Annotated in this window: 26 protein-coding genes and 3 pseudogenes; 18 read left to right on the forward strand and 11 right to left on the reverse strand. The window is 47.0% G+C overall.

Annotated elements, in window-relative coordinates; all coding sequences use genetic code 11:
* Positions 1–55: 55 nt before the first annotated feature.
* From LIZ87_RS19000 to gpr, 6 genes are all read right to left on the reverse strand, one after another.
* Positions 56–784: a DNA alkylation repair protein gene (locus tag LIZ87_RS19000; RefSeq protein ID WP_227148827.1), complete on the reverse strand. Its 729-nt coding sequence runs from the start codon at positions 782–784 to the stop codon at positions 56–58.
* A 129-nt stretch (positions 785–913) separates the two neighbouring features.
* Entirely contained in the window at positions 914–2,308 is a 1,395-nt protein-coding gene (locus LIZ87_RS19005; RefSeq protein WP_227148828.1) for a coproporphyrinogen-III oxidase family protein, read from the reverse strand.
* A 187-nt stretch (positions 2,309–2,495) separates the two neighbouring features.
* Positions 2,496–4,310 (reverse strand): translation elongation factor 4, encoded by a 1,815-nt coding sequence (lepA, locus tag LIZ87_RS19010; protein ID WP_178316182.1) that lies wholly within the window; start codon positions 4,308–4,310, stop codon positions 2,496–2,498.
* Between the two features lie 53 nt (positions 4,311–4,363).
* Positions 4,364–5,668, reverse strand: coding sequence for a stage II sporulation protein P (locus tag LIZ87_RS19015; RefSeq protein WP_178316183.1), 1,305 nt, complete (start codon positions 5,666–5,668; stop codon positions 4,364–4,366).
* 315 nt (positions 5,669–5,983) lie between these two features.
* Complete coding sequence (locus LIZ87_RS19020) at positions 5,984–6,904, reverse strand: DMT family transporter (protein WP_227148829.1); 921 nt, start codon at positions 6,902–6,904, stop codon at positions 5,984–5,986.
* A 69-nt stretch (positions 6,905–6,973) separates the two neighbouring features.
* Entirely contained in the window at positions 6,974–8,026 is a 1,053-nt protein-coding gene (gene gpr / locus LIZ87_RS19025) for a GPR endopeptidase (RefSeq protein ID WP_227148830.1), read from the reverse strand.
* 300 nt (positions 8,027–8,326) lie between these two features.
* Between gpr and rpsT the strand changes: the two genes are divergently transcribed.
* Positions 8,327–8,590 (forward strand): 30S ribosomal protein S20, encoded by a 264-nt coding sequence (gene rpsT, locus LIZ87_RS19030; RefSeq protein WP_227148831.1) that lies wholly within the window; start codon positions 8,327–8,329, stop codon positions 8,588–8,590.
* A 132-nt stretch (positions 8,591–8,722) separates the two neighbouring features.
* On the opposite strand, the gene LIZ87_RS19035 is transcribed toward rpsT, so the two are convergent.
* The gene (locus LIZ87_RS19035) at positions 8,723–10,138 is read right to left on the reverse strand and encodes an aminotransferase-like domain-containing protein (protein ID WP_227148832.1); all 1,416 of its coding nucleotides are present in this window, start codon (positions 10,136–10,138) and stop codon (positions 8,723–8,725) included.
* A gap of 108 nt (positions 10,139–10,246) precedes the next feature.
* Here LIZ87_RS19035 and LIZ87_RS19040 point away from each other — a divergent pair, with 108 nt between their 5' ends.
* Complete coding sequence (locus LIZ87_RS19040) at positions 10,247–11,035, forward strand: PhzF family phenazine biosynthesis protein (protein ID WP_330664683.1); 789 nt, start codon at positions 10,247–10,249, stop codon at positions 11,033–11,035.
* Between the two features lie 131 nt (positions 11,036–11,166).
* Here LIZ87_RS19040 and LIZ87_RS19045 read toward each other — a convergent pair whose 3' ends face one another.
* From LIZ87_RS19045 to LIZ87_RS19060, 4 genes are all read right to left on the reverse strand, one after another.
* Positions 11,167–11,751: a cytidylate kinase-like family protein gene (locus tag LIZ87_RS19045; RefSeq protein WP_227148833.1), complete on the reverse strand. Its 585-nt coding sequence runs from the start codon at positions 11,749–11,751 to the stop codon at positions 11,167–11,169.
* A gap of 81 nt (positions 11,752–11,832) precedes the next feature.
* On the reverse strand, positions 11,833–12,399 hold the full coding sequence (locus LIZ87_RS19050; RefSeq protein WP_227148834.1) for a TIGR01440 family protein: 567 nt from the start codon (positions 12,397–12,399) through the stop codon (positions 11,833–11,835).
* A 65-nt stretch (positions 12,400–12,464) separates the two neighbouring features.
* Positions 12,465–13,442, reverse strand: a complete 978-nt coding sequence (holA, locus tag LIZ87_RS19055) for a DNA polymerase III subunit delta (RefSeq protein WP_178316064.1) — start codon at positions 13,440–13,442, stop codon at positions 12,465–12,467.
* Positions 13,443–13,564: 122 nt separating this feature from the next.
* On the reverse strand, positions 13,565–14,434 hold the full coding sequence (locus LIZ87_RS19060) for a LysR family transcriptional regulator (protein ID WP_227148835.1): 870 nt from the start codon (positions 14,432–14,434) through the stop codon (positions 13,565–13,567).
* Positions 14,435–14,535: 101 nt separating this feature from the next.
* On the opposite strand from LIZ87_RS19060, the gene LIZ87_RS19065 reads away from it, so the two are divergent.
* The 16 genes and pseudogenes from LIZ87_RS19065 to LIZ87_RS19140 form a co-directional block, all read left to right on the forward strand.
* Entirely contained in the window at positions 14,536–14,847 is a 312-nt protein-coding gene (locus tag LIZ87_RS19065; RefSeq protein WP_178314733.1) for a hypothetical protein, read from the forward strand.
* 1 nt (position 14,848) lies between these two features.
* Complete coding sequence (locus LIZ87_RS19070) at positions 14,849–16,021, forward strand: MFS transporter (protein WP_227148836.1); 1,173 nt, start codon at positions 14,849–14,851, stop codon at positions 16,019–16,021.
* Positions 16,022–16,127: 106 nt separating this feature from the next.
* Complete coding sequence (locus LIZ87_RS19075) at positions 16,128–16,520, forward strand: nucleotide pyrophosphohydrolase (RefSeq protein ID WP_227148837.1); 393 nt, start codon at positions 16,128–16,130, stop codon at positions 16,518–16,520.
* Positions 16,521–16,532: 12 nt separating this feature from the next.
* Positions 16,533–16,880, forward strand: a complete 348-nt coding sequence (locus tag LIZ87_RS19080) for a GIY-YIG nuclease family protein (RefSeq protein WP_227148838.1) — start codon at positions 16,533–16,535, stop codon at positions 16,878–16,880.
* Positions 16,881–16,892: 12 nt separating this feature from the next.
* The gene (locus LIZ87_RS19085; RefSeq protein WP_227148846.1) at positions 16,893–17,570 is read left to right on the forward strand and encodes a DNA/RNA helicase domain-containing protein; all 678 of its coding nucleotides are present in this window, start codon (positions 16,893–16,895) and stop codon (positions 17,568–17,570) included.
* Positions 17,571–17,716: 146 nt separating this feature from the next.
* The gene (locus tag LIZ87_RS19090; protein WP_227148847.1) at positions 17,717–17,854 is read left to right on the forward strand and encodes a DNA-binding protein; all 138 of its coding nucleotides are present in this window, start codon (positions 17,717–17,719) and stop codon (positions 17,852–17,854) included.
* Positions 17,847–18,533 carry a response regulator transcription factor gene (locus LIZ87_RS19095; RefSeq protein ID WP_227148848.1) on the forward strand — a complete coding sequence of 229 codons (687 nt, stop codon included), beginning with the start codon at positions 17,847–17,849 and terminating at the stop codon, positions 18,531–18,533. Before LIZ87_RS19090 ends, LIZ87_RS19095 begins: the two co-directional genes overlap by 8 nt.
* 8 nt (positions 18,534–18,541) lie before the next feature.
* Complete coding sequence (locus tag LIZ87_RS19100; RefSeq protein ID WP_227148839.1) at positions 18,542–19,579, forward strand: sensor histidine kinase; 1,038 nt, start codon at positions 18,542–18,544, stop codon at positions 19,577–19,579.
* 118 nt (positions 19,580–19,697) lie between these two features.
* Positions 19,698–20,381: pseudogene (locus LIZ87_RS19105) on the forward strand (ABC transporter ATP-binding protein).
* Positions 20,378–22,189 (forward strand): ABC transporter permease, encoded by a 1,812-nt coding sequence (locus LIZ87_RS19110; protein WP_227148840.1) that lies wholly within the window; start codon positions 20,378–20,380, stop codon positions 22,187–22,189. The pseudogene LIZ87_RS19105 and the gene LIZ87_RS19110 overlap by 4 nt, the downstream one beginning before the upstream one ends.
* Before the next feature lie 88 nt (positions 22,190–22,277).
* Positions 22,278–22,421: pseudogene (locus LIZ87_RS22950) on the forward strand (YdcF family protein); the annotation flags it as partial.
* Between the two features lie 421 nt (positions 22,422–22,842).
* Positions 22,843–23,145 carry a hypothetical protein gene (locus LIZ87_RS19120; protein ID WP_227148841.1) on the forward strand — a complete coding sequence of 101 codons (303 nt, stop codon included), beginning with the start codon at positions 22,843–22,845 and terminating at the stop codon, positions 23,143–23,145.
* Between the two features lie 450 nt (positions 23,146–23,595).
* A complete protein-coding gene (locus tag LIZ87_RS19125) occupies positions 23,596–24,144 on the forward strand; it encodes a ferredoxin domain-containing protein (RefSeq protein WP_227148842.1) in 549 nt (182 codons plus the stop codon).
* Positions 24,145–24,164: 20 nt separating this feature from the next.
* Entirely contained in the window at positions 24,165–24,641 is a 477-nt protein-coding gene (locus tag LIZ87_RS19130) for a MarR family winged helix-turn-helix transcriptional regulator (RefSeq protein ID WP_227148843.1), read from the forward strand.
* Complete coding sequence (locus LIZ87_RS19135) at positions 24,625–25,848, forward strand: MFS transporter (RefSeq protein WP_227148844.1); 1,224 nt, start codon at positions 24,625–24,627, stop codon at positions 25,846–25,848. The genes LIZ87_RS19130 and LIZ87_RS19135 overlap by 17 nt, the downstream gene beginning before the upstream one ends.
* A 206-nt stretch (positions 25,849–26,054) precedes the next feature.
* Positions 26,055–26,714 (forward strand): annotated as a pseudogene (locus LIZ87_RS19140) (ATP-binding protein); the annotation flags it as partial.
* Positions 26,715–26,800: the final 86 nt, after the last annotated feature.

A 26,800-nucleotide genomic window follows, 5' to 3' on the forward strand; every position in this document is an offset into this window, starting at 1 on the left:
GGTGCTAAAGAATTATTTGCAGTCAGTGTAACAAATGTTTGACAAACCTACAATTCTACCTGCGCTTCATGGCACGGATACGCGCCTTTGTCTCCTTGTCCACCCGGTTGGACTCTGTGATCTTCTGGAGGGCCTTGTTGTAAGTCCAGTCATCCAGGCGGCATTTTTCCAGATAAGCCTCCGTGCGCTCCGGCATTTTCACATAGTAAACAGACACTGCCCAGGCGGCTGCCATCCTGGCATAATATCCCCTATGGCGGATCCTGTCAATGGCGGCCAGGGCCCTGTCTGCATACTCGTCGTCTGCAAAATGGGACAAAAGCATCACAAGGCCAAAGCGGATCTCGTACTCCTTTTCTGAGACAAGATATTCCTGGAGAAATTCCCAGGCCGCCTCCCGGCATTTCCCCGCTGCTTTCAGGGAGCCGCAGAAAATGTCACAGACAGCCCAGTTGTCGATTACAGGGATAAAATCCTGCACAAAGGGAGCTGCCTCCTCCCATGACTTACAGCCGCCGCAAATGCACAAGGCCCATATGATCCTCTCGTCGTAGTAAAGAGGCGTCTGCGCTGTCTCGCCCTCGCTTAAGACAAGGGATACCTGGTTTATGTACTCCCGCCAGCCCTGCCGCACAAGCTCCTTTGCAATTCCCCGAAGAACCGGGGTACGCACTCCCAGGATCCGGTCTGTCCCAGGCAGCAGCCTGCTGTGAAATTCCCGGTATGCCGGGTCTGCAGATGCCTTCAGCTTTTCCAATACCGCGTATCGGCTGGTTTTCTCCATGGCTTCCTCCTAACATGTGTTTGAAAATCTATATTCCGTCAAAGGCCCTTTTCCGAATCCACTTCCCACTCCGGGCTTTGTAGGCGCCGCCCTTCATCCCGCATGATAAAGCCCGGAGGGAAGCCTGTCCTATGAAAGAAGAAATTCGCTCAGCACAAAGTTGCTCACATCCATCCCCCACTCTGTCAGGGACAGCCAGACGCCCTCCTGCTTCATAAGGCCGTCCGCCTTCAGCCGGCTGATCACAGGGCCGTAGACCGTCTCCAGCTTTACGCCGAACATTGCCACAAAATCGATCTCCGAAATGCCCCGTATCATGCGCAGGCCGAGGAACATAAATTCCTCCATCTGCTCCTCCCTGGAAAGCTCCTGCACCTGACCGTGAAGGGCCTTTAAGGCAGGCAGGCCTGACTCTCCGGAAAAATCGAGGCTCAGATAAGCATCCAGATCACGTTCATTGCTGAAACGGCAGCCCCCCACATAGGAGGCAGCTCCCAGCCCCAGTCCCAGATAGGAAGCCTCTGTCCAGTAGCCGATGTTGTGCCTGCATTCATGGCCCGGCTTTGCATAGTTGGATATCTCATAGCGCTCATAGCCCTGGCTTTTGAGGAAGTTCCTGGTAAGGTGGTAAATGCGGTTTTCCGTGTCCTCGTCCGGGAGAGGCGGGTAGGCCGTCCTTCCACGGAGGGCGGATCCTGTCCAGTTGGACGCTGACAACCGGCTGACGGACACTGCCTCCGGACTGCCAGGTGTTACCGGCTGGCTGACGGACACGGCCTCCGGGCTGCCAGGTGTTACCGGCTGGCTGACGGACACGGCCTCCGGGCTGCCAGGTGCTTCCGGCTGACCGCCCTGTACTGCCGCCAGACTGACGGACGCCTCCTGTCCGGCTGCCCCATACCTGTCCCAGAAGGGCGTCCCCTCCTCGATGATCAGGCTGTAGGCGGAAATGTGCTCCGGCTTTAGCATTGTCACCTTTTTTAAGGTGTTCTTCCAGGAATCCAGGGTCTGACCGGGAATGCTGCTCATCAGATCCACATTGATGTCTGTAAAACCAGCCATTCTGGCGCTCTGAAAGCTTTTTAAAAATTCTTCAAAGGAATGGATGCGGCCCAGAGCCTTGAGCTCTCTGTTGTCCGCTGACTGGAGGCCGATGCTGAGCCTGTTGATCCCGCAGGCCCGGTACACTTGAAGCTTCCCCGCAAGGAGGGTGCCCGGATTCACCTCGATGGTGATCTCCGCATCCCCTGCAATGTCAAAGCTCCTGTACAGGGCATCCATGATATCCCTGATAAATAGGGGATCCATAACAGAAGGGGTGCCTCCCCCAATGAATACGGTCGTTACCTGATATTCATTGTTTAAGGCACCCTGAACCTCGATCTCACGTATCAGCTGTGCAGTGTATTCCTGGTGGACTGCCGCCAGTGCCCGGAAGGAAAGGAAATCACAGTAAAGGCATTTCCTGGCGCAAAAAGGAATATGGACATACAGTTCCAGGGATTTCTTCTGTGTGTTTGTCATGCTGTGGTTCATCTCACTTTTCTTACTATGAAAGTGTTGTCAAGCGGCTGTGCGGACTGCGTGCTTGCACGCAAGGACGTACAGGCATTTGACAACCAGGCCGGTATGAGGAAGCAGGCCGGCAGGCCAAATTCCGAATACTGGCGGCGATTGCGGGAGTGCGTCCGCCAGCCGGGCGCATGCAGGTTTACTGCTCGTCCAGCTTCAGGACGCTCATAAAGGCCTTCTGCGGTATCTCTACATTGCCGATCTGGCGCATGCGCTTCTTGCCTTCCTTCTGCTTCTCTAACAGCTTTCTCTTACGGGAAATATCTCCGCCATAGCACTTTGCAAGCACATCCTTGCGGACAGCCTTCACGGTCTCGCGGGCAATGATCTTTCCTCCCACAGCTGCCTGGATGGGAATCTCAAACAGATGCCTCGGTATCTCCTCCTTCAGCTTCTCACACATCTTCCTGCCTCTCTCGTAGGCGGAATCTGCGTGGACGATAAAGGACAGGGCATCCACCTCCTCACGGTTCACCAGGATATCCAGCTTTACCAGGCTGGAGCGCTCGTAACCCTTCAGCTCATAGTCAAAGGAGGCATAGCCTCTGGAGCGGGATTTTAAGGCATCAAAGAAATCGTAGATGATCTCATTTAAGGGCAGCTCGTATTTTAACAATGCTCTTGTAGTTTCGATGTATTCCATCCCCAGATAATTGCCGCGGCGCTCCTGGCAGAGAGTCATGATCGATCCCACAAATTCTGTGGTCACCATGATCTCAGCGCTCACAATGGGCTCCTCCATATAGTCGATCTCGGTTGGATCAGGCAGATTGGAGGGATTTGTGAGCTCCATCATTTCCCCGGAGGTCTTGTGGATGCGGTACACAACGCCCGGAGCAGTTGTGACCAGATCCAGATTGTATTCCCGCTCTAAGCGCTCCTGGATGATCTCCAGATGGAGAAGGCCCAAAAAGCCGCAGCGGAAGCCAAAGCCCAGGGCAATGGAGGTCTCCGGCTCATAGAACAGAGAGGCATCATTGAGCTGGAGCTTCTCCAGAGCCTCCCTCAGATCATTATATTTTGCTCCGTCAGCAGGATAAAGGCCGCAGTATACCATAGGCGTTACCTTCTTATACCCTGGCAGGGGAGCAGCGCAGGGGTTGTCCCTCTCTGTCACGGTATCGCCTACGCGGGTATCCCGGACATTTTTTATGCTGGCTGTGATATAACCTACCATACCGGCACTCAGCTCATCACATGGGATAAATTGGCCTGCGCCGAAATAGCCCACCTCCACCACATCGGCCTCTGCCCCTGTAGCCATCATGCGGATAGGCGTTCCTTTCTTTACCGTGCCCTCCATCAGACGGCAGAAAATAATAACGCCCTTGTAGGAATCATATACAGAGTCAAAGATCAGGGCCTGAAGGGGCGCCCCCTGATCCCCCTTTGGAGCAGGGATCTTGTGGACAATGGACTCTAACACGGCCTCGATATTAATGCCTGTCTTCGCAGAGATATGGGGCGCATCGCTGGCATCCAGGCCAATGACATCCTCGATCTCTGCAGCCACACGCTCAGGATCAGCACTGGGAAGGTCGATCTTATTGATAACAGGAAATACATCCAGGTCATGATCCAATGCCAGGTATACATTTGCCAGGGTCTGGGCCTCAATGCCCTGGGAGGCGTCCACCACAAGGATGGCTCCGTCACAGGCCGCCAGGCTGCGGGATACCTCATAATTAAAATCCACGTGTCCGGGCGTATCGATCAGGTTGAAAATATATTCATTGCCGTCCTCTGCCTTATATACGGTGCGGACTGCCTGGGACTTGATGGTGATCCCCCTCTCACGTTCCAGGTCCATATTGTCAAGGACCTGCTCCTGCATCTCCCGGCTGGTGAGAAGTCCTGTCTTTTCAATGATACGGTCAGCCAGGGTGGACTTGCCGTGGTCGATATGGGCTATAATACAAAAATTGCGAATTTTACTCTGGTCAACTGCTGCCATTCTTTATCCTCTTTCTCTGATTCTATCTGGCCCTCCTTTTCAGGGCGCACTGCTTACTGAATTATACTATTTTTTTGTTTTCCTTGCAACACCATATCCAAAAGTTCCGCCAGGGGTCCCATGGCATTTACGGCCTCCTCATAGGTGTTTGTCTGGGCTCCCACCTCGATGAGGCTGGAGCGCGGCCTTAGATGTTCATTGTAGCGCAGGCCTTTCAGGTAGATTTTTCTGGTAAATCCCGGAAAATAGGCTTCTGCTCCCAGCTGGAGCTGGAGGCTGAAAGCCAGGTTCTGCTCACGGTAAGGGTTTTTCAGATATTCAATAGGCCCCTCCGGCGTCTGGCTAAGGCCGTTGAAAAACATGATCCTGGCTGTGTCCTTCCCATCTATATTGGATGCCAGATGGAGGCTTTCCGCCACACCGTCCCTGTGGATGTCAAGGATCACCTGGATCGACGGATTCTCCTCCAAAATCTTCCCGATGCCCTCCAGGGCATAGTTATAAGCCCTGCTGCGGTCCAGCTTCCCGTCCTTCAGATCGTACACAGAGGTGTCATGATACACTCCGTATCCTTTTGCCTCTAAAAGCCGGGCCAGGGCCTCTCCCACTCCCACCACCGTCTGCCCTGGCCCAGAATCCGTATAGGCCTCCTGGGAATGGGTGTGGTAGATGAGGATCTGCGGGACAGAGCTGTCCTTTTCCATAGACAGGTCCGTACCCAGCAGCTCTTTGGCATCCATCAGCTCCCGCCCTGCGGTGGTGGAGGTATGCACACTGTAAAATCGGCTCATGAGAAAATCATAATCCATGAGCTGTTCCAATACATATGTACTGCCAATGACCGGGCGGTCAAGGACACCTGCCAGGGTCTGGAGTGCTGCCTGGGCATCTGCTCCTCCCTCTGCCTGGCCGTCCTTCCCATCTTCCGGGAGACCTCCGGCATAAATGCCTGCTCCCGGTATCTCTCCGGCATAAACACGTTCTTCCGGTATCTCTTCAGCGTAAACACCTGCGTCCAGACCTGTCTCCTCATCCCCATACCAGGCCAGATACTCGTGTTCCTGATAGAAACGCTCTGCCTCCCTGTATTTCCGGTAGGAGGGGTCCATCTCATAGGCTGCTCCTCTGCCTTTGCTCCCAGTGCTTTCCCTGCTGCCCATACCTGGCTGGACCTGGTTCCACAAAGCCTCCACCAGCCATCTCCCTGCTATCTCCACAAGCTCCCTGTACCTGCTTTCCAGGGAGTGAAAGGCTCCTTCATTCCAAAAACGGCTGCCCGCAGCCAGTATTGCTCCCAATGCCACAGCAGCCAGAAAGACACGAAGCAGCCTGTCAAGTCTTTTATATCTGATTCCCATATCCATTTCCACCTGCCATCATACTATTTATATGATACCAGGGTCAGAAGGTTAAAAATCCGGTGCAAGCTTGCTTGCAAGAGAATTTTTGACCTTGGGACCCGCCAAAAACATTCATAAGCAGCCATTTTTCGCAGAAAAATGAGCGGATTATGAATGTTTTTGAGGATTGTGGAAGCACGCAGTGCGGAACAATCCGGTATCGTAGGGGTCAAAATACCTTTTGATTCCTACATCTTTATATGATATGCAGGCGGACGGTGGATATTTCACCCGGACAGCATCCTGCCTTATGGCTGACCGGATCTTTTGGTCTTACTTCCTGCAGCTGGTCATCCTCCGGCCTGGAAGCTCCCATCTGCCCTCTGACAGCACGAGCCCCAGCAGGGCAAGGACCGTCCCTGCCGCCGCCCTGGGCGTGATGACCTCATGAAGGATGGGAATGGAGGTAATGATGGTGATGACCGGTATCATATAAATGTAAATGCTGGTCTTCACCGCTCCCAGGACCCGCACAGAGTAGTTCCAGGTGACAAAGCACATAGCCGAGGCCCCCAGCCCCAGATATACAAGATTAAACAGATTCACCGGGAGAACCACCTTCCCGAAATCCGGGTGGAAATCCATGAAAAACAGGGGCGGGATCATGAAGAGAATACCATAAAAAAAGATCCTCCTGGTTGCCTTTATGGTGTCATAGCCCATTTCCCCTATTTTCTTTGACAAGATCGAATACACACCCCACACAACGGCAGCGCTCAAGGCCATGATATCTCCTGTTGGATTGAGCGTCACTCCCTCCGACCCCTGGAAGGTGATCAGAAAGATCCCTGCCATAGCACAGACAAAGCCCACAAGGAAGCTTCCCTTAAGCCTCTCGCCATCCAGAAAGAAATGGGCCATAAGGGCCGTAAAAATAGGCGCAACGGATACGATCACGCTGATATTGGAGGCCTGTGTAAAGGTCAGAGCCACATTTTCCAAAAGGTAATAAAGGCAGATGCCCGTAAGGCCTGCCCCGGCCATCATCCCCTCCTCCTTCCAGTTTTTTGTCCTTATGGGCCCCGGCTTCATGATGCACAGCAAAAGAAAGCCCATGATAAAACGAAGGACTAATATTTCCAGAGGCGAAAAATCCCTTAAAAGCACCTTTGTGGAAATAAATGTAGTCCCCCATATGATCGCTGTTATGACAGCCGCCCCATGGCCGGCCACCTGTGTTCCTAATGATCTCATACTGTATTTCCTCTCCATGTAAAAATAGACAGCTATCATTCTAACATAGAAAAGGAATTTTTGAAAGTGCTAACCTTTTTGCGGAAACACCGCCCTGTGGATCCCCTCCGAGATCGTAAAGCTCAGCTGCTTTACCGACTGGTCAATGTCAGGAGGCGTTACGTACATGGGGCCGAACTCTGGCTCCAGGAGTTCCCGGATAAGCTGGTACTGGTCCTCGGAATCCATATCTGCGATCCAGCTTCCCGTTCCTTTTGTGGTCTCATTTCCTGAAAGAACTCCGATGAGTGCGGATACCGTGTCGTGGACAATGGCCGCCGCCCCCACCACCGTTGGCACTCCGATGGCTAAAACGGGGATCCCCAGGCTTTCTCTTGTCAGGCTGTGGCGGTGGTTTCCCACACCGGAGCCGGGATGGATGCCCGTATCTGTCAGCTGTATGGTCGTCCCCAGCCGCCGGACGCTCCTGGCTGCCAGGGCGTCTATGGCGATCACAATGTCCGGCTGTGTCTCATGGATGATCCCCTTTAGGATCTCTGCTGTCTCCATTCCTGTCTGGGCCATGACCCCAGGGGCAATGCCGCTTAAGGAGGGGAGATTTCTGTTTTTTAAGAAGCCTGGGCCCAGCTGGCCTTCCAGATGACGCGTCACCTGGAGATTCCCCAACACACGCGGGCCCAGAGAGTCCGGCGTCACGCTGCTGTTTCCCAGACCCACCACAAGGATGGAGGCAGGGGCAGAGGCACTTTTGTCCGTGTTCCCGGCTCCTGCGGCAGCTCCGGCTTTCCCGGCATTTTCCAGCATTCTTCTCATAAGCCTGCCAATCTGATGGGCCAGCTCATCTGATATCCTGCTGTGATAATCCTCGTCCTCCTTTGAAAGGCGGTCCGCCTCCAGGGTCAGATAGGTTCCCTTTGGCTTTCCCATGGAGGCGGCCCCTTCCTCATTTAAAATCCTGACCTCCGTCAGCTTTACCTGGCTGTCCTCGTGGAACCACTCCCGCAGGGCTACGCCGGATATCTCCCCGCCATCCCCTTCAAAGCTCTCCTTCTCCTCCAGCGCCAGGTCTGTGCGGACCTGGAACCCGCTGCGCTTTTTCATATCTTTTTCTTCGTTTTCCATTGGCTGGCCTCCATTCTCAAATACTCTTCTTTTCATTTTCTGCAGATAGGAAAAAATTATGCCAAAGCCTGCAAAACCGCGTAACAGTTCAGACGGCTGCCGGGAGGGCGGCTGGCGCTCCCGGCAGCCGCCTGAACTGTTACAGAACCGCAGCAAAAACTTCAAAAATTCGCCAAATATGACTTGACATTCCGGTTCAGATTCGCTAGAATACAATAGTATGTTTACATTGAACTGTCCGTGTCCAGGCTTTGATGGAAAACACAACGATTATGATGAACGAAACGGAGGTGTATTTCATTGGCTAATATTAAATCTGCAAAAAAGAGAATCTTAGTAAACGAGACTAAGGCTGCTAGAAACAAAGCGATCAGATCCAAGGTTAAGACTGCAATCAAGAAGGTAGATGCTGCTGTTGCTGCTGGGGATAAGGCTGCTGCCCAGGCTGCACTGTTAGCTGCTATCGCAGAGATCGACAAGGCTTGCACAAAGGGAGTATATCACAAGAACAATGCTTCCCGCAAAGTATCCCGCGTAACCAAGGCTGCTAATTCCATCGCTTAATTTATAGAATTAATGTAACTGTACAGATACCAAACAGTTGCGAACTGATATTTTGTTAAGGAATTTCAGACATGATATCCTTCCGGACTAACCCACCGGAAGGATTTTTTATATCATATGTATCCCCTGGACTTATCCAGTGCATGAACAATGATTTTCTTCTAAATAGTTTTTCAAAATATGCAGTCCACGTTCTAACTTTTTTGTATTTTCAGCAGAACACAAAGAAACCCGCAAAAAACTCTGTTCCGTATTTCCGGTAACTGCAAACCGATCTGAATGATAGACACGCACTCCCTGATTTAACAGGTCATCTTCTATCTCGTGAAATGGCCTTTGTACATTGATCGGAAGCCATTGATAATAGCTTATGACGTTTCCGTTTTTGTTATAAAAGTCAGGAAAATATTTCGCATACAGCAGGCAATTCCTTTTTGTCCAGTGCTGCTTTTTGGCAGCGATTTTGTATGCGTTTCCGTTCAATATCAGTTCCGTAATAATCTCCGCATCAAAAGATGAGGTCTTGATATTAACATTCAGGAGTCCATGCCGGATAGCGCCCTCAAAATCTTCGCCAAACGCCATATAGGCAATGCGAAGTCCCGGACAAAGACTTTTCGTCATTCCGCATATATATACGCTCTGTCCGTTCAAAAGATCAAACATAGACGGCAAAGCCTTACCATCTGCGGCGAGCAGCCATGTGGATATGTCATCTTCCACTAAAATCAAATGATTCTTTTGGATTACTGCTGCAAGTTCCTGGCGCCGCTTGACCGGAATGGTAATGGTAGTAGGGTTTGCGCAAGTTGGAATTAAGTAAATGCCTTTTATTCTGTTGATCGTACATTGCTTTTGCAGTTCTTCCGGGAGCATTCCCTTTTCATCTCCCTTAACAGGAATTAAAATAAGATGAAGCAATCTAGCCAATTCAATAAAGTTTGAATAGGTATATTCATCAGCAGCAATCTTATCGCCGGGAGAAAACAGCGATAAAAATGCCACAGTCAAAGCATTTTGCGCCCCTGCGAAAATTGCGGTATGTTCACAGTCCGTATGCGCTCCTAATTGCTCCATCCAGCGGACCCCAGCCGCAAGCTGATGCGGATGTCCGGCAGGATGAGAATATCCATAGAGGTTTCTCAGGTATCCCTTTTTTATGACATCCTGTGTCGCCTGTTCGATCAATTCGCTGTACTCACTAAAACCATTGATCGCCCCCATTTCAATGCACATGTCGGAAAGGCGTGCTGCCGTGATCGTAATATCTTCCGCAGAATGCGGGGAAACAAAGGTCCCTTTTCCTGTTGTTCCGTAAATCAGCCCTTTCTTTTTGCATACCTCATACACTCTGGTAATTGTCGTATAATTCAGATCAAGATAATCTGCAATTTCACGCTGCGGAGGAAGTTTTGTTCCTGCTTTTAATAAATTGTTTCTGATCTTATATTCCAAATCTTCCGCAAGAGATTTGTAATACGGCGGTTTCAGCCCTTCCTTTTCCGGCTTCCATGTTAAAGGATAACTGTCAAATGAATTTACCGGCATGCGCAATTCCCCCTTTATCAAAATTGTTTTACATACAATTTTTATATTGTATGTATTTTACCAGGCCGATATAATAAAATCAAGAGAGAGAAAAGGAGTGAGCCACAAATGCAAACAATGAAACAATATGTAGTTGACGCTTTTACCGACAAGGTTTTTGCCGGAAATCCCGCGGCGGTCTGTATCATGGACAAATGGCTGCCTGATGATACGATGCAAAAAATCGCTATTGAAAACAATTTATCGGAAACTGCTTTTGCGGTAAAGGAAAATGGGAAATACCATCTTCGCTGGTTTACACCTGGCGGCGAGGTAGAGCTTTGCGGACACGCCACCCTTGCAACGTCTTATGTTCTTATGCGATTTACGGAACCGGAGTGTAAGCAGGTTCAATTTGATACATTAAGCGGAGTGTTGACCGTAAAAAGGGATAATGATCTGCTCGTTATGGATTTTCCTTCCTTTTCACTTATGTCTATTGATATTACAGATATACTCATCCGGGCAATCGGCATAAGGCCCTCTAAGGCTTATATCGGCGCTGATATCGTCTGCGTACTGGATAGCGAGGAACAGGTTAAAAAGGTTATCCCCGATCTTGATATCATACGTGGGCTGGACGGTTTATGCCTGCATGTCACGTCAAAGGGAACCTCTTACGACTGCGTCACCCGCACCTTTGCACCAAAATGTAATGTTTCAGAAGATCCTGTCTGCGGCAGAGGACATTGTCATGTGATCCCTTTATGGGCAAAAGAATTAGGAAAAAATGAGCTGACTGCTTATCAGGCATCCAGCAGGGGCGGTGTCTTATATTGCCGCTATGAAGGAGAACGAACTGTTTTAAGCGGAAAAGCTGCCCTTTTTTCCGAAGCGCAAATCTATTTTGGGGATTAACGAAACAAGAACAAGCCCCAAACAGCATCCTGCAGAGCAACAGGATGCACATAGAAAACAGAGAGCTGACCACCTTTAAAAGTGATCAGCTCCCTGTCTGTCATCCATTAAGCCTGATGGCCTGAAGATCATCATTTTACCCGCTCTATATAGGAAAGTGCCACCTCCACACAGCCGTCCACTCCGATCAGGCCGCTGTTTAAGCAAATATCGTAGGCCTCCATTTTCCCCCATTCGGCGGTGGAATAATACTCGTGGTATGCCTTGCGGCGTTTGTCTACGGCCTGGATATTGGCTTTGATGTTGTATCTTGCAAGCTCCGGGTGCACCTGCATAATGCGCCGGATACGGCATTCCAGGTCTGCATATACATAGATATTGATCGCCTGAGGCAGTATGGCATCTGCGCATCTGCCCACGATCACACTGGGGCCTTCTTCTGCCAGGCGCTTGATCACTGCCTCCTGGGCAGCATAGATGCGCTGTGTGACAGATGTCTGTGAATGGCCGGAACCATGAAGAACGGAAAAACCGTCCACATCCGGTTCCAGGTCATCGTGAGCTTCCAGGATCGCCGGTTCAATATCCCCTTCCTCTGCTATCATGGCAATGAGTTCCTTCCCATAAAAAGGAATCCCCAAGCGTTTGGCAAGCTTTTCCCCCATCTCCTTGCCACCGCTCCCATATTGACGGCTGATTGTAATGACCTTGCTCATAACCATACCTCCTTCGCTTTCCTGATATTCTCTATCTTCACGCCTTTCGCCTTACAGGCAGAAGGCCCTTAGGATACCTGTTTACATGTTCCCCTCATTATATCTGGCACGGATTCCTCCGATGAATTTGGGACGGGTGCGGGCGCAGACCACGTGAGCTCCTCCGATCTCCTTTGTCTGTATGCGCACCGGGACCGCCACATCCTTTAAATGCATCCCGATCAAAGTGTCTCCGATGTCAATGCCTGCATGGGCGCGGATGTGCTCCACCGCCACGGGCTGCTTTAAGGTTCCATAGGCAGCCGTTGCAAAGGACCCGCCTGCTTTTAGCTGGGGAACTACATTGACCGGTTCATAGCCGTATTTGAGGGCAGCCTCCTCCTCCAGGATCAATGCCCTGTTTAAATGCTCACAGCACTGGGCAGCCAGGTAAATGCCCATGGGTTCCAGCTCCTCGTAGAGCGCCTGGTAAACAGTCCGGCCGATCTCCTCGCTGGAATGGGAGCCGATCTTAAAGCTGCCGATCTCACTTGAGGAGCAGCCCACCACCAGGATCTGGCCCGGCTTCAGGGAGGCCGCTTCAAGGAGCTCCCTTAATACGTTTTTTGCCTGTTGTCTGATCTCTTCTAATACCATTGTCTCTGACATGATTTCACCTCTTATTTTATGTTTGATATGTTGTCTGCCCTTCGGGGCGGGCAGTGGATCGTAAATTAATACCGGTTAGCGATCAAAAGCTCCACTGCCAATCTGTCCTGGAGCTTTCCTGTTTTGACGCCTTCCTCTGCATCTACACATAGATTTACATAGGATAAGATCTGTTCGTTTGTAAAATTCTTTGCCTGGAGCATGACTTTTCCCGTAACAAAGGGCTGGAGCTTTAATTTAGAGGAAATGGTGCTCTTATCCATGCCCTTTCCCATGAGCTCCTTTACCTGCAGGATCTGGTTGAACTGGCGTGCGATCAAAAACAGGATGCGCATGGGCGGTTCCTTTAAGGTCAGCAGGTCTTCGTACAGATCCATGGCCTTTTTTGTCTGACGGTTGGCGATGGCTGTTATCATATCAAAAATTTTGTTGGTGACCTGGGTGGTGCAGATGGCTTCCACGTCCTCATCTGTGATCACATCCCGGCCCAGGGTGTAGCTTATGAGCTTTTCCAGCTCGGAACTGATGTTTTCCATGTCATCTCCTGTTTTGCTTAAGAAAAACTCCATGGTGCGGCCTGTGATCCTTTTCCCGCTCTTTGCCAGTATGCCTGCTGCCCATCTTCCCAGCTGGGCAGAGTCCTGCCTCGTCATCTCGGCAATGCAGCCCCATTTTTTCACTGCCTTGTACAGCTTACTCCGCTTGTCTACCTCGGTCTCAGCAAAAAGCAGGCAGGTGGTATCCGGAATGTTCTCAATGTAACTGCTGATCTCCTCTGCCCCTGCACCGCCCTTGAACCAGCCGCTGTCCTCTATGAGGATCAGGCGCTTTTCCGCGAAAAAGGGCATGGTATCCGCTAAGGCAATGATCTCACTAACTGGTATTCCCTTCCCTTCATAATAATTGTAGTTCATGGTATCGCCGTTTGTGATGGCTTCCCGCAGGCGGTTTTTATAGCTTTTCTTTAAAAAAGCTTCTTCGCCGTAGAGGAGATATGCGGTTTTGAAGGTGTGGGCTTTTATGTGTTCATTTAGGGTCTGCATGAATGTCCGGTCCTTTCATCTCTGCTAAGATTATAACATATTTTTCTCAAATTGTATGTGCTAATTGGGGATTTTTCCTAAATATTCACGAAAATTTTGCAGCTGTCCGGACAAGCAGACAGTCACGGCAGTTCTTCCACACGAGAGCGCAGGCATTCGATGAATCTGCGGCTTGCTATGGTTAAGCTGGCTTTATCCTTATACCCGATGGCGATCGTGCGCTTGATGGGAGGCTCTGTGGGCCGCAGGACAATATCATAGTTTGTCCGGTGCAGGATCAGCTCCGCCAAAATGCTGACCCCCAGGCCGGCCTCCACCATGGTCATGATCGTATAGTCGTCATGGATGATGTATTTGATATTTGGTTTTACCTTTATGGAAGCAAAGGCTTCCAGAGGCTCATAGTAATGTCCCTCCTCAAGCAGGATGAACGGCTCACCTGCCAGATCTTTCAGTGATACGGTCTCATTTTCCGCCAGTGCATGCTGCGGCGGGAGCACTGCCAGCATATCCCCCTGCTTTAATACGATCGTCTCGATCCCGCTCACTGCCGCCGGGTTTACAAATCCGAAGTCGATCATACCGGTCTTGATCCACTCCTGGATGGAGGTATAATCTCCCTGATGGATCACAAATTCCACGCCGGGATACTGCTCCTTAAATTCTTTTAATAATTCCGGCAGCCAGTGCACAGAGATGCTGGCCAGAGTGCCCATGCGGATCACGCCTGTCTCCAGCCCTTTGATCTCCTTTGTCTTTTCCCGGACCATATGGTACTGGAAAATAAGCTGCTCAATATGGGGATACAGCTCCTCTCCCTCCGGGGTCAGTTTGATACCGCTTCGGAAACGGTTGATCAGCTTGATGGAAAGCTCGTCCTCTAATGAGGCGATCATCTGGCTCATGGCAGACTGGGAATATCCCATGGCCTCCGCTGCTTTGGAAAAGCTTCCAAATTCTACGATCTTTTGAAGAGCAATATATTTGTTCATATTACATCACTTTTCCTTATATTAGAATTAGAAATTTTTGTTTTACTTATATTGTATGCCAGATATATAATACGGTCAAGAAAGCAATGGAGGTATTTGAAATGTCTTACGAAAAAGTAAAACGGTATTTTGACAATGTTGGATCAGGCAGACATATCACTGTCCGGCAGGAAACCGGCGATACGGTGGAGCATGCAGCTAAGGCCATTGGATGGGAGCCTGCGCGGATCGCAAAGACCATGTCCTTTCTGCTGAATGACGGACCCATTCTTGTGGCAATGGCCGGGGATGCGGGAGGAAGCCTAAACAGCACCATCCATATGACTCTGGAGGAGTTCATCACCCATTTCCATATGACAGAATGGGTTGACCTGTGCAAAGGCTGGCTTGCCAACGGGGAGGTCGACAGTTAACATGGATTCTACTGTTTTTATCACGATCGCCGCCTGCCTGACCTATGGGATCAGCGCCGGGATCCGTGCCAATTACGGGATCCTTCTGGGTCCTATTTCAGAAAGCAGCGGCGCCGGCTATTCTTCCGTCAGCTTTGTGCTTGCAGTGGCCCAGCTCTTTTTCGGTATCATGCAGCCTGTTTTTGGCGTGGCAGCCTTAAAGAAATCAAATCCCTTTGTGCTCCGCAGCGGCATTGCACTGACAACAGCGGGACTGCTGCTGCTCCCCTTATGCAGATCCATGTGGACATTAATGCTGGTCTTAGGCATTATCCTGCCCTCCGGCACAGCGGCATTGTCATTCGGCATTATTATGGGAACCATTACACCAAAGCTCTCTCCCGATGCAGCCCCGGCGGTGTCAGGTGTTGTGACTGCCAGCAGCGGCGTGGGAAGCACCATCCTTTCACCTGTCATCCAGGCCCTGACCGCCCTGGGCGGCCTGACCGGAGCAGCCCTCTTTCTGGGGATCCCCGCCCTGCTTCTGCTTCCGGTATCCATTTTCATGTGCCGTCCCGGAGCAGCAAAGCAGCAGATTGCAGATGCAGGCCAACATGATGTCCGCCTCGGACAAATGTTAAAGGAGGCCCTGCAGGATAAAAACTACTGGTTTTTGTTGGCCGGCTTTTTCACCTGCGGCTTCCATATGGCGATCATCGAAACCCATCTGTACACACAGATCACTACCTTTGGCTTTACCGACCAGGTAGCGGCCTTCGCCTTTTCTGCCTACGGCATTGCCACAATGGCTGGGGCTGTTGTGAGCGGAATGCTCTGCAGCCGATTTTCCATGAAAAAGGTTTTAAGCGGCATATATGCTTTCAGAGTGCTCATGGTGCCAGCATTTCTTTTTTTGCCAAAAACACTGGTCACCATCTATGGATTTGCAATCCTTCTCGGCCTCACGGGAAATGCCACCGTGCCTCCCACGTCCGGGATCACGGAGCGCCTCTTTGGTGCCGCGAAGCTGGCCACTCTGTTTGGGATCGTGTTTTTCTCCCACCAGATCGGCAGCTTCTTAAGCGCTTGGCTTGGAGGGATCTGTTTGGCTGCCACAGGGGAATACGGCCTGATCTGGATTGCAGATATGATGCTGGCAGCAATGGCGGCTGCGGTGAGCTGGAAAATAAAATAGGAAAGGCACATTGATATTGTTTTCAGGATAAAGTATACTAAATCGTGGATATATCCGAAAGGTTATCCGGCTTTGTTGTAAACCTTATAGATCCTGGAGGCTGCCAATGAAAACAATTGATGAATTACAGAAGGAAATAACCGCATTTCGAGATGCACGGAACTGGAAGCAGTTTCACAATCCAAAGGACCTTGCCATATCCATTTCCCTGGAAGCGGCAGAATTATTAGAAGTATTTCAGTGGTCCGGGAAAGATGTACTGGTCGAGGAGAAAAGAGACCGGCTCGAAGAAGAGCTGGCAGATGTCCTGATCTACTGTGGACTAATGGCTGATGCGGTTGGAATGAAAATAGATGAGATCATCTTGAAAAAGCTTGAGAAAAACAAGAAAAAATATCCGGTGGAGAAGGCATATGGGAATAGTGCTAAATATACGGAATTAGAGGATGGAACATGTGAAAAGGATCATTTTGGGCCAAATGAAAAAGTGCACGAATGAGGTATCATATTTATGGGAACAGATAGAACGCCTATTGTTTATAAAATTGCAGATAATCTTAAATCCTTACTGGAGTTTCAGGACACCTTAGAAAAAAACGCCCCGAAAAAAGAACAGGATATTATGCTTCAGTTTCCCACTGTATACATTCATAGCTGGCAGGATGTCGATGATTATGAGGTCTACATAGGAGAATCCAATAATGTGATCCAAAGGACAAAGCAGCATTATGATCTCCGGTCAAATACTCACAAATGGCAGCATCAGCTTTCAACCCATGATGCAATCCTGTATATTATTGGACACGAACACTTTAATAAGTCATTAACCCTGGATATCGAACACCGGCTGATGCATTAAGATCAGCTCAGAATCAAGGCCTCCAAGGATGTGGTTGATTGGATCGACGGATTCACAAAACATCAGCAAATACGAAACTTACCAACAGATTTGGGCGGATATGAAATATGTATATTTCGTGAGCCGGATGAGCTTGAAGCTGCGTTAAAGAAAAAGGCATCCGATAAAAAGCATAAACTTTCCCGATTGATCGCTACGTATGATTGGGCCTATAAAAACAAAAAATCATTGAAAAACAGGCCTGGTAAATATTGGGAGGTAGTGATCGGAAACTGGCATAAGCCCTGGAACAGGGAATTAGAACAGAATTTATCGAAGGAGGAACGGCGCGCAAATAAGTCTTTATCATGGGCAGAGCGACCGCAGACAATAAATGAAGTGGGATCGACTTTTACGATCCAGGGCTTTGATCTGAATTATGCGGGTGTGATCCTTGGGCCATCCGTAAAATATCGTGATGGAAAGATAATCTTTGACCCTTCTGAAAAAAGTTATCCAAAGATGACCCAAAACCGCACTCTTTCCGATGGGACCAAAAAGCAATTCGGTGAAACATTAATCCAGCATGAGGTTCGTGTTCTTATGACGCGTGGAGTGAATGGACTATATATTTATGCTTGCGATCAAGAGCTGAGAGAAGCATTATTGGATGCAGTGAAAGGAGGTTCAGATAGAGGGGAATCCCAATGATGCGGATTTCATCCGAAGGAGAACGGATGGGTGGGGTATATTCTGAACCTGAATGGATACATCTCGTCACTCACTTGGTTCCGGGACTCCTTGCGTCCCTTCCCCGCTGATTTGATTGCTGCCCCGAAGCAGCGAAGAAATGGGGCATTTCTGAAAGACGGGTGCAGAAACTTTGTGAGGACAGCCGCATACCTGGCATTTCAAAAATCGGCTATATGTGGCTGATTCCAAAGAACGCAGAAAAGCCGGTCGATGGCAGAAGAAAGGAAAACCGGTATGAATAAGATATTACTTCTTGAAGATGATTTGAGCTTGATTCACGGACTGTCTTTTGCTTTCAAAAAGCAGGGGTTTAGACTGGACGTTGCCAGAACGCTCAGAGAGGCGGATACTATATGGGCAGACGACAAATATGATTTGTTGATTTTGGACGTATCGTTGCCTGACGGCTCGGGATTTGAATTTTGCAAAAAAGTCCGGCAGGTTTCCAAAGTGCCAATTATCTTTTTAACTGCTTCAGACGAGGAAACGAGCATTATTATGGGGCTGGATATAGGCGGCGATGACTATATCACAAAACCGTTCAAGCTGGGGGTACTTGTATCAAGAATAAACGCTTTGCTTCGGCGGGCAAAGGACTTTGGTTCAGCAGATACGGAACTGCAATCCAACGGAATCAAAGTGCTTTTATTGCAGGGACAGGCGTTCAAAAATGGGGAATTGTTGGATTTGACTGCCGCAGAATATAAGCTGTTGTGCCTGTTCATGCAAAATCCCAATGTGGTACTTTCCAAAGAACAGATATTAGATAAGCTGTGGGATTGCGAGGGTAACTATATAGACAGTGGTACACTTACTGTATATATGCGTCGATTGAGAATGAAAGTCGAGGATAATCCAAGTGAGCCGCAAATGCTCTTGACTGTTCGGCGCATGGGTTACAAATGGAATGTAATGGATTGAGGTATGCTATGAAAATATTTGTGAACAAAGATATAAAACGCTTTTTTCAAGCTATCTCGGCGGTTTTGACTGCCTTTCTCTTTTTGATAGAGGTTTCCATCTGGCTGCTTTATAGAGATTTTTCCCTATGGCTGCTATTGCTTTGCCTTTTAACAGCGGGAACTATATGGGCAATCTGTTTTTGGTATTTCAACAGGCAAAACAAAATTATGGAAAATGCCGTATCGCAGATCAACGCCTACCTTGCCGGAGATGTGGACGCCCGCATCGAATGTGATAACGAGGGCGAGTTATACAGGCTGTTCCATTCCGTAAACTCATTGGCCGCAGTCTTAAATGCTCATGCAGCAAATGAACTCCGGGAAAAAGAATTTTTGAAAAATACCATATCAGATATTTCCCACCAACTGAAAACACCGCTGGCAGCGTTAAATATTTATAACGGTCTGCTGCAAGACGAAGCCGAGGAATTGCCCGCCGTAAAAGAATTTGCCACATTATCGGAGCAGGAACTTGATCGTATTGAAACATTGGTACAAAATCTGCTGAAAATCACAAAGCTGGATGCCGGTTCCATCGTGATTGAAAAGAACATGGAAAATGTGGCCAATATGATGCGGGACGTCGAACTACATTTTGTATACAGAGCCAGACAGGAGCAGAAAGAACTTATCCTGTCTGGCTCTGATAAAATTTCACTTCTTTGTGACCGTGACTGGCTGATTGAGGCCATAGACAATATTGTTAAAAATGCCCTTGATCATACAGAAAAAGGTGATATGGTTCTTATCGAATGGAGCGCATTATCCTCTGCTGTTCAGATTATCGTAAAAGACAACGGCTGTGGTATTCATCCGGAGGATTTGTACCATATTTTCAAGCGTTTTTACCGCAGCCGTTTTTCAAAAGATAAGCAAGGTATTGGGCTGGGCCTGCCTCTGGCAAAAGCAATTATTGAAGCACATAACGGAACAATTGAGGTTGACAGCGAACTCGGTGTGGGAACGACATTCACAATAAGTTTCCTAATTCCTACAAAATTGTAGGCTGTCTGTAGGCGTACAGTAATATTCATGTGCTATTCTTTCAAGCACAGGCGGGGAATACAAGTAAAAGCAATCTGACCTGCCGCAGCAAAATCATTTAGAAAGAGGTGTTTGCACTATGAATTTATTAGAGGTCAATAACATTTGTAAGACCTATGGCAGCGGTGAAACCGCTGTAAAGGCGTTGAAAAATGTCAGCTTTTCGGTTCCGAAAGGCGAATACGTAGCGATTGTCGGAGAATCCGGTTCCGGCAAAAGTACGCTCCTGAATATGATTGGTGCGCTTGACAACCCTACATCGGGCAAGGTAATGATCGATGGCAAGGATCTTTTTTCGATGAATGACCGAAAGCTCACCGTATTCCGGCGCAGAAATATTGGCTTTATTTTTTAGGCGTTTAACCTTGTGCCGGAGCTTACTGTGGAGCAGAATATCATTTTTCCAATGCTGCTTGATTACCAGAAACCCGACAAGAAGTATCTGGAAGAACTGCTGACGGTGCTCAATCTGAAAGAGCGCCGCCACCATCTGCCCAGCCAGCTCTCCGGTGGTCAGCAGCAGAGAGTGGCGATTGGACGTGCTTTGATTACTCGGCCGGCGCTGATCCTTGCTGACGAGCCGACCGGCAACCTTGATACGCAGAACACCAGTGAAGTCATCGCCCTGTTGAAAGAGGCATCGAAAAAATACGAGCAGACCATTGTGATGATTACCCATAGCAGGAGTATTGCCCAGACTGCCGACCGCATCCTCCAAGTGTCTGATGGCGTATTAACTGATTTCGGGAGGTGCCGCGAATGAGAAGCTATTTAAGTTTAATTCCAATTTCAGCTAAAGTACACAAGCGGCAGAACCGCATGACGCTTTTGTGCATAATTTTTGCTGTATTTATGGTAACGGCTGTGTTTAGTATGGCTGAAATGGGAGCAAGGATGGAACAAACAAGATTAGCAGCGAAGCATAACGGTTTTTCGTTCCAAAATTTGTTTGACAGTCAAATGGGGCAAACTCTTTTATTAACTGCCTTTGTATTGTTTCTGCTTATTTTAATTGCAGGCGTTCTGATGATCGCAAGCAGTATCAACAGCAGCGTTGCTCAAAGAATTAAATTCTTTGGCATGATGCGTTGTATCGGAATGAGCAAACAGCAGATTATCCGTTTTGTTCGACTGGAAGCCTTAAACTGGTGCAAAACTGCGGTTCCGATTGGCCTTTTGCTTGGAATTGTGACCACATGGGGGCTGTGTGCCGCTCTGCGCTTTCTTGTAGGCGAAGAATTTTCCAACATCCCTCTTTTTGGTGTCAGCATTATTGGGATTGTTAGCGGTATTGCTGTTGGCATTATTACGGTATTGCTTGCCGCAAGTTCTCCGGCCAAACGGGCCGCAAAGGTATCTCCTATCGCAGCAGTTTCGGGCAATTCAGGAAACGCAAACATTGTCCGGCATTCGGTTCGCACACGTTTTATCAAAATTGAAACGGCCCTGGGTATTCACCATGCAACTTCTGCAAGGAAAAACCTGATCCTGATGACTGGCTCTTTTGCCCTTAGCATTATCTTGTTTTTGAGTTTTTCTGTTCTGATAGATTTTGTTGATCATCTTATGCCACAATCAGCTGCTTCTTCTGATATTGATATCTCCAGTAGCGACGGAGCAAATACCATCAACAGTGAATTGATTGATACAATCAGTGGTATAGAGGGAGTAAAACAGGTATATGGTCGCCGGAGCAGCTTTGATATTCCTGCGGGCTTGGACAATGACGCGACGTTTTCCAGTAGGATTGACCTTATTTCCTTTGACGATTTTGATTTAGACTGCCTCAAAAAAGACGGTATGCTGCAAAGGGGCAGCGATCTGTCAAAAATTTATGGGGATAGCAGCTATGTTCTTGCAACATGGGATCATAATAGTTCTTGGAAAATTGGAGATAAAGTCCTTATAGGAGATGAAGAACTTGAAATTGCAGGTTTGCTGAAATACGATCCTTTTAGCAACGATGGCCTTACCCACGGTAAAATCACGCTGATTATTTCCAGTGAAACATTTTCTCGATTAACAGGCATTACTGACTACTTTCTTATTATGGTGCAAACAGCCAACGATGCAACTGATGAAGATGTTGCAGCAATCCACAACACCGTGGGAAACAATTATAACTTCAAGGATACGCGCGATCAGCGCACAGCTGGCACATATCTTGCTTTCGTTGTCTGCATTTATGGCTTTTTAGCAATTATCACATTGGTTACTGTATTAAACATCGTCAACAGCATTTCCATGAGTGTATCTGCAAGGATTAAACAGTACGGAGCCATGCGCGCGGTGGGAATGGATGAACATCAAGTAACAAAAATGATTGTTGCTGAAACTGTTACCTACGCTTTTTGGGGATGTGTGATTGGCTGTGTAGTAGGATTACCCTTTAGCAAGCTGCTATATGATTTTCTCGTTACCAACCATTTCAGCTATGCGGTCTGGAGTTTACCAATTACCTCGTTGGTGATCATACTCTTGTTTGTCATTTTCGCAATAGCTATCGCCGCATATGCTCCGGCAAAAAGAATGCGGAATATATCTGTAACTGAAACAATTAATGAATTGTAAGTAAACTCTGAAAATATCCTACCGAACAGAGTAAGGCCTTCGTTCGGCAGGGATATTTTAAGAAAAGAGGCGATTAGGAGGGCAAAGCCCCGGTGAAGATATTTCCGAAAGTGAAGCTATGACAGCCTATGCTGTTGAAAAAGGTGTAAATAGAGAAAAAATCATAATGGAATCAAAATCCGTATCTACACAGGAGAACCTACTATTTTCAAGAGAGTTACAAATCATGTAAATACCTTTTATAATTCCTTTGCGGTTGTCAAAATACGATTGATGAAGAGGCAGACTATTTCAATATTGGTGAAAAAGCTGAGAAGCATTGTTGCCGATCACATGGATTCAGGTTTTGTGATTCAGAACGGAGTAAAAATTCTGATTAGCGAAAACGCTTTGAGGAATTTGGGGAAGATATAACAGCGTTGTAGTTTCCATCTGTTACTGGCGCACAATGCAGGAAAACAAAGCATATTTGAAATAGGGCGACCGCAATCCCACTGGCAATAAAAAGAGTTTTCGGATTATCATAGAATTTTGAAAGATATTTTGATATGATATGAATTGGGTAGATGGCTTCTGCCCAATCCAATTAAAAAGAAAATATGACAAAAATCAAATCATAGATATGAATCAAGCTATAACATGGAGATGAAGGAATGCCTATGATGAAAGGAAATGAAATTGTTATTTTTGAAACGGCAGATAAAAGCATTTCATTACCTGTTATGATAGAAAATGAATCGGTTTGGCTTAACAGGGGACAAATAGCTGAATTGTTTGAACGGGATATTAAAACCATTGGAAAGCATATCAATAACGCCTTGAAAGAAGAATTATCCGAGCAAAATGCAGTTGTCGCAAAATTTGCGACAACTGCATCTTATGAATTGTATAAAATAATGCTTTTGCTCTACCACTTACTACACCATTTGCTCGAGAATTTGCGTAGATTTACATAGAATTACGTGAATTTGGAGCAAAAATCAAAAATGAAGAAAAGTGCCAAAAAGCCTGTAATATCAAGGTTTAAAGGTTTATGAAAGGATATATTCAAGATGATAAAAGTATTATTTATATGCCACGGCAGTATCTTGAAAAGTCCCGGAAAAGCCTGTAAAATCAATGGTTTCACAAGGAAGAAAGGCACTTACTACACCACTACTACACCATTTTTGAAAGAGCCTTGAAATGACATGATTCTGAGATAAAAGTGTGAAATATGATAAGGCGGCAGTTTCCTAAAGAAAGGGAACTGTCGCCTGTTCTATGCGTGAAAAGAATATGTACCTTGCATTTATAAACTTGCAGATAATAACAAAAATAGAAAAACTGCTTGACATATAAGAAGTTCAACGATAATATGTGTATATACACGGTGTATATACACATAACGTAAAGGAGGAGACACTATGTTGTATAAAAGTGATTATCTGGAAGAACAGGCTGTGTTACATGTAACAACAAAAATGTGCGCTGCTGCGCGTACTGCCCCTAAAGCACACGGGAAAGATACACTTCATATATTTGTTTTGACAGGAGAGGAAAAGGAAGAATTGGCGCAAAAAATGGAAGAAGTCGGGAAACGGGAAATGGGCGATAAAATGTCCACATGGTATGGGCGTGACGCGGCAAATGTCCGTGCTGCCCAGGCGGTTGTCCTTATTGGCGCAGATAAAAAGCAGCGAGGTGTTCCGCATTGTGGGTATTGTGGATTTGTAGATTGTAACGGCTGTAAAAACAACGGAGGGAATTGTGGTTTTGCCTATGTGGATTTGGGTATTGCAGTTTCTTCCGCGGTATCAACAGCCTCTCTTGACAAGGTAGATTGCCGGATCATGTATTCTGTCGGAAAAGCCGCCGCAGAAATGGATTTTGCCCCAGATTGTTTGTGGTTGGGGATTCCTGTTTCAGTTTCCGGTAAAAACATCTTTTTTGACAGAGGTGTTTTCCATGACTAAACTTCAAAGGAGGATGATCTATGTCTAATTTATATAAAAGTGAATGCTATTGTACAAATTTGAGGCGAAGCGCAAATGCCATATCTGATTTTTACGATGTAGAATTAAAAGAAACAGGACTTACCATATCGCAATATTACTTGCTTATTAACTTACAGCGGCTGGAAAGTGCCAATATTACACACTGGGCAGAGTTTGTAGGGTTAGACCGAAGCACAATGGTTCGGAATATTAAAGTTTTACAAGCCCGCCAGTTCATTGAGCTGGCAGAAGGGCATGGAAAAACTTTCAAATTGTCAGAAACGGGCGAAAAGGCATTGGAGGCTGCTATTCCTGTTTGGAATATAGCCCAAAAGAAAATGGAAGCATTTTTAGGCAAAGATGATTCCAAAGCAATTTTGCGTATTGGAAGTAAGCTGCAAGAACTGAAAAACGCAGACCTCGCAAATTGTGAATTAGTCGAAGCTGGTATCAAGGAAAATGGAACAGAAATATAGAGCGCCCAGTAGTTTTTTTCAATATTTGATTGCCATAGTTGCAGCATGCCTTGTGTTTGGAATCATGCAGGGAACAAAGGACAATTATGGCATTATGATGAACGGTATCATTCAGCATACAAATATCAGTTACGCTGCTGTTAGTTTTGCCATTGGAGTCGGACAGATTTTATATGGAGTTACACAGCCGTTATTTGCAATGATTGCCTTGAAAAAATCCAACACTTTTGTGCTGCTCTGCGGAATTATTCTGATGGCTTCCGGATTGATAGTAACCCCTTTTTGTACAAGAGAATGGAGTATGTTTCTCTTTTTTGGGATTGTCTTACCCACCGGGACAGGAGCACTCTGTTTAGGTGTTGTAATGGGGGCAATCTCTCCCATTGTTGGAGAAAAAAAGGCGGCAGCGGCCTCTGGAATTATACAGGCAAGCGCAGGAATTGGTGATGCATTGATGGCTCCCATGCTTCAGCATTTAACCGCATGGCGTGGAATTACCGTGTCAATGCCGATATTTAGTATACCTATCTTGCTCATGCTTCCCGTTATTGCATGGCTTTCCGGCAGGGAAAAATGTAATAAGCGGCAGTCTATTCAAGCCAGCAATACAGAAGTTGTGCTCCAGACAGAAAGTTTATTTCGTATCTTATGCGGTGCGGCGCATGATAGGACGTATTGGTGCTTATTGATTGGATTTTCTACATGTGGGTTTCATATGTCCATTATAGAAACACATCTTTTTTCGCAATATTTATCAAGTGGTATACCTGCAAATCTTACTTCCTTTGCTTTAACTGTCTATGGAATTACTACTATGATTGGAGCAGTTGCAACGGGATTTTTAGGACAGCGTTTTAAGACGAAAAATGTTCTTGCTTCCGTCTACGGTATCCGCATCATAATTGCAGTTGCTTTTACTGTCTTGCCAAAGTCTATTCCATTTGCCTTTATTGCTACAGCAGCGTTAGGCTTGACAGGTGATTCGACGGTACCGCCTACTACAGGTATTATAAGCCAAAAAGTAGGAATTGCTAAGATGGCTGTTCTGTATGGCTCCCTGTGTATTGGTCATCAGATAGGAGCATTTTTCAGTGCATGGATGGGAGGCATTCTCGTTGGTACATCTCTCAGCTATACCTCGTTATGGATTGCCGATTTAGCTCTTTCTTCAATCGCTTCATTTGCCAGTTTCAGTATAAAAGAGTAAGAGAAAACAAAGAGTATATAGCAAACCGAGCCGAGCCAGCGGGCGGTAAGATGAACGGCTGGCCTCTAAAGTTCCCGGCAGACATCTTGCTTCTTCTTAAAAAAGAAAATTTTGTAATATATGTTGTAATTTTTATATATTTACAATGTAATAAAAAATGTGATTAAAAACACGAAAAATACAATAAAAGTGTGAGGGGACTTTCTATGGAACGATTAATATTGCAGAAGTTGTTGGATTGGAAGAATTCACCCTACCGCAAACCACTAATCTTAAAGGGGGTGCGACAAGTAGGCAAGACTTGGATTCTTAAAGAATTTGGAAGACGCTATTATGAAAATACAGCCTATTTTAATTTTGATGAGAGTGAAGAGTATAAACAATTCTTTGAAACCACCAAAGATGTAGATCGTATCCTGCAGAATTTAATGCTGGCCAGTGGCCAGAAGATTGTGCCAGAAAAGACACTTATTATCTTTGATGAGGTACAGGACTGTCCCAAAGTTATCAATTCAATGAAGTATTTTTGCGAGAATGCCTCAAAGTATCATATTGCTTGTGCCGGTTCTTTGTTGGGAATCGCCTTGGCGAAGCCATCTTCTTTTCCCGTGGGAAAGGTCAATTTTATGCAGATTGATCCTATGACCTTTACAGAATTCCTACTTGCTAATGGCGATGAAAATCTTGTCCAATATTTAGAAAGTGTGGATACTATTGAGCCTATTCCAGATGCTTTTTTCAATCCACTCTATGAGAAATTGAAGATGTATTATGTCACTGGAGGCATGCCGGAATCAGTGTTGATGTGGACAGAAGCAAGGGATGTTTCTGCCATGCAGGAAGCTCTGTCAGGGATTCTTGGTGCCTAAGAACGGGATTTTGCCAAACATCCAAATATCGTAAATGGTATATAACTCGTCGACTTTCCTTCAACTCGATAATTCGAGATAAT

The sequence above is a fragment of the Lacrimispora sp. 210928-DFI.3.58 genome (assembly GCF_020554865.1).
GTDB lineage: Bacteria > Bacillota > Clostridia > Lachnospirales > Lachnospiraceae > Enterocloster.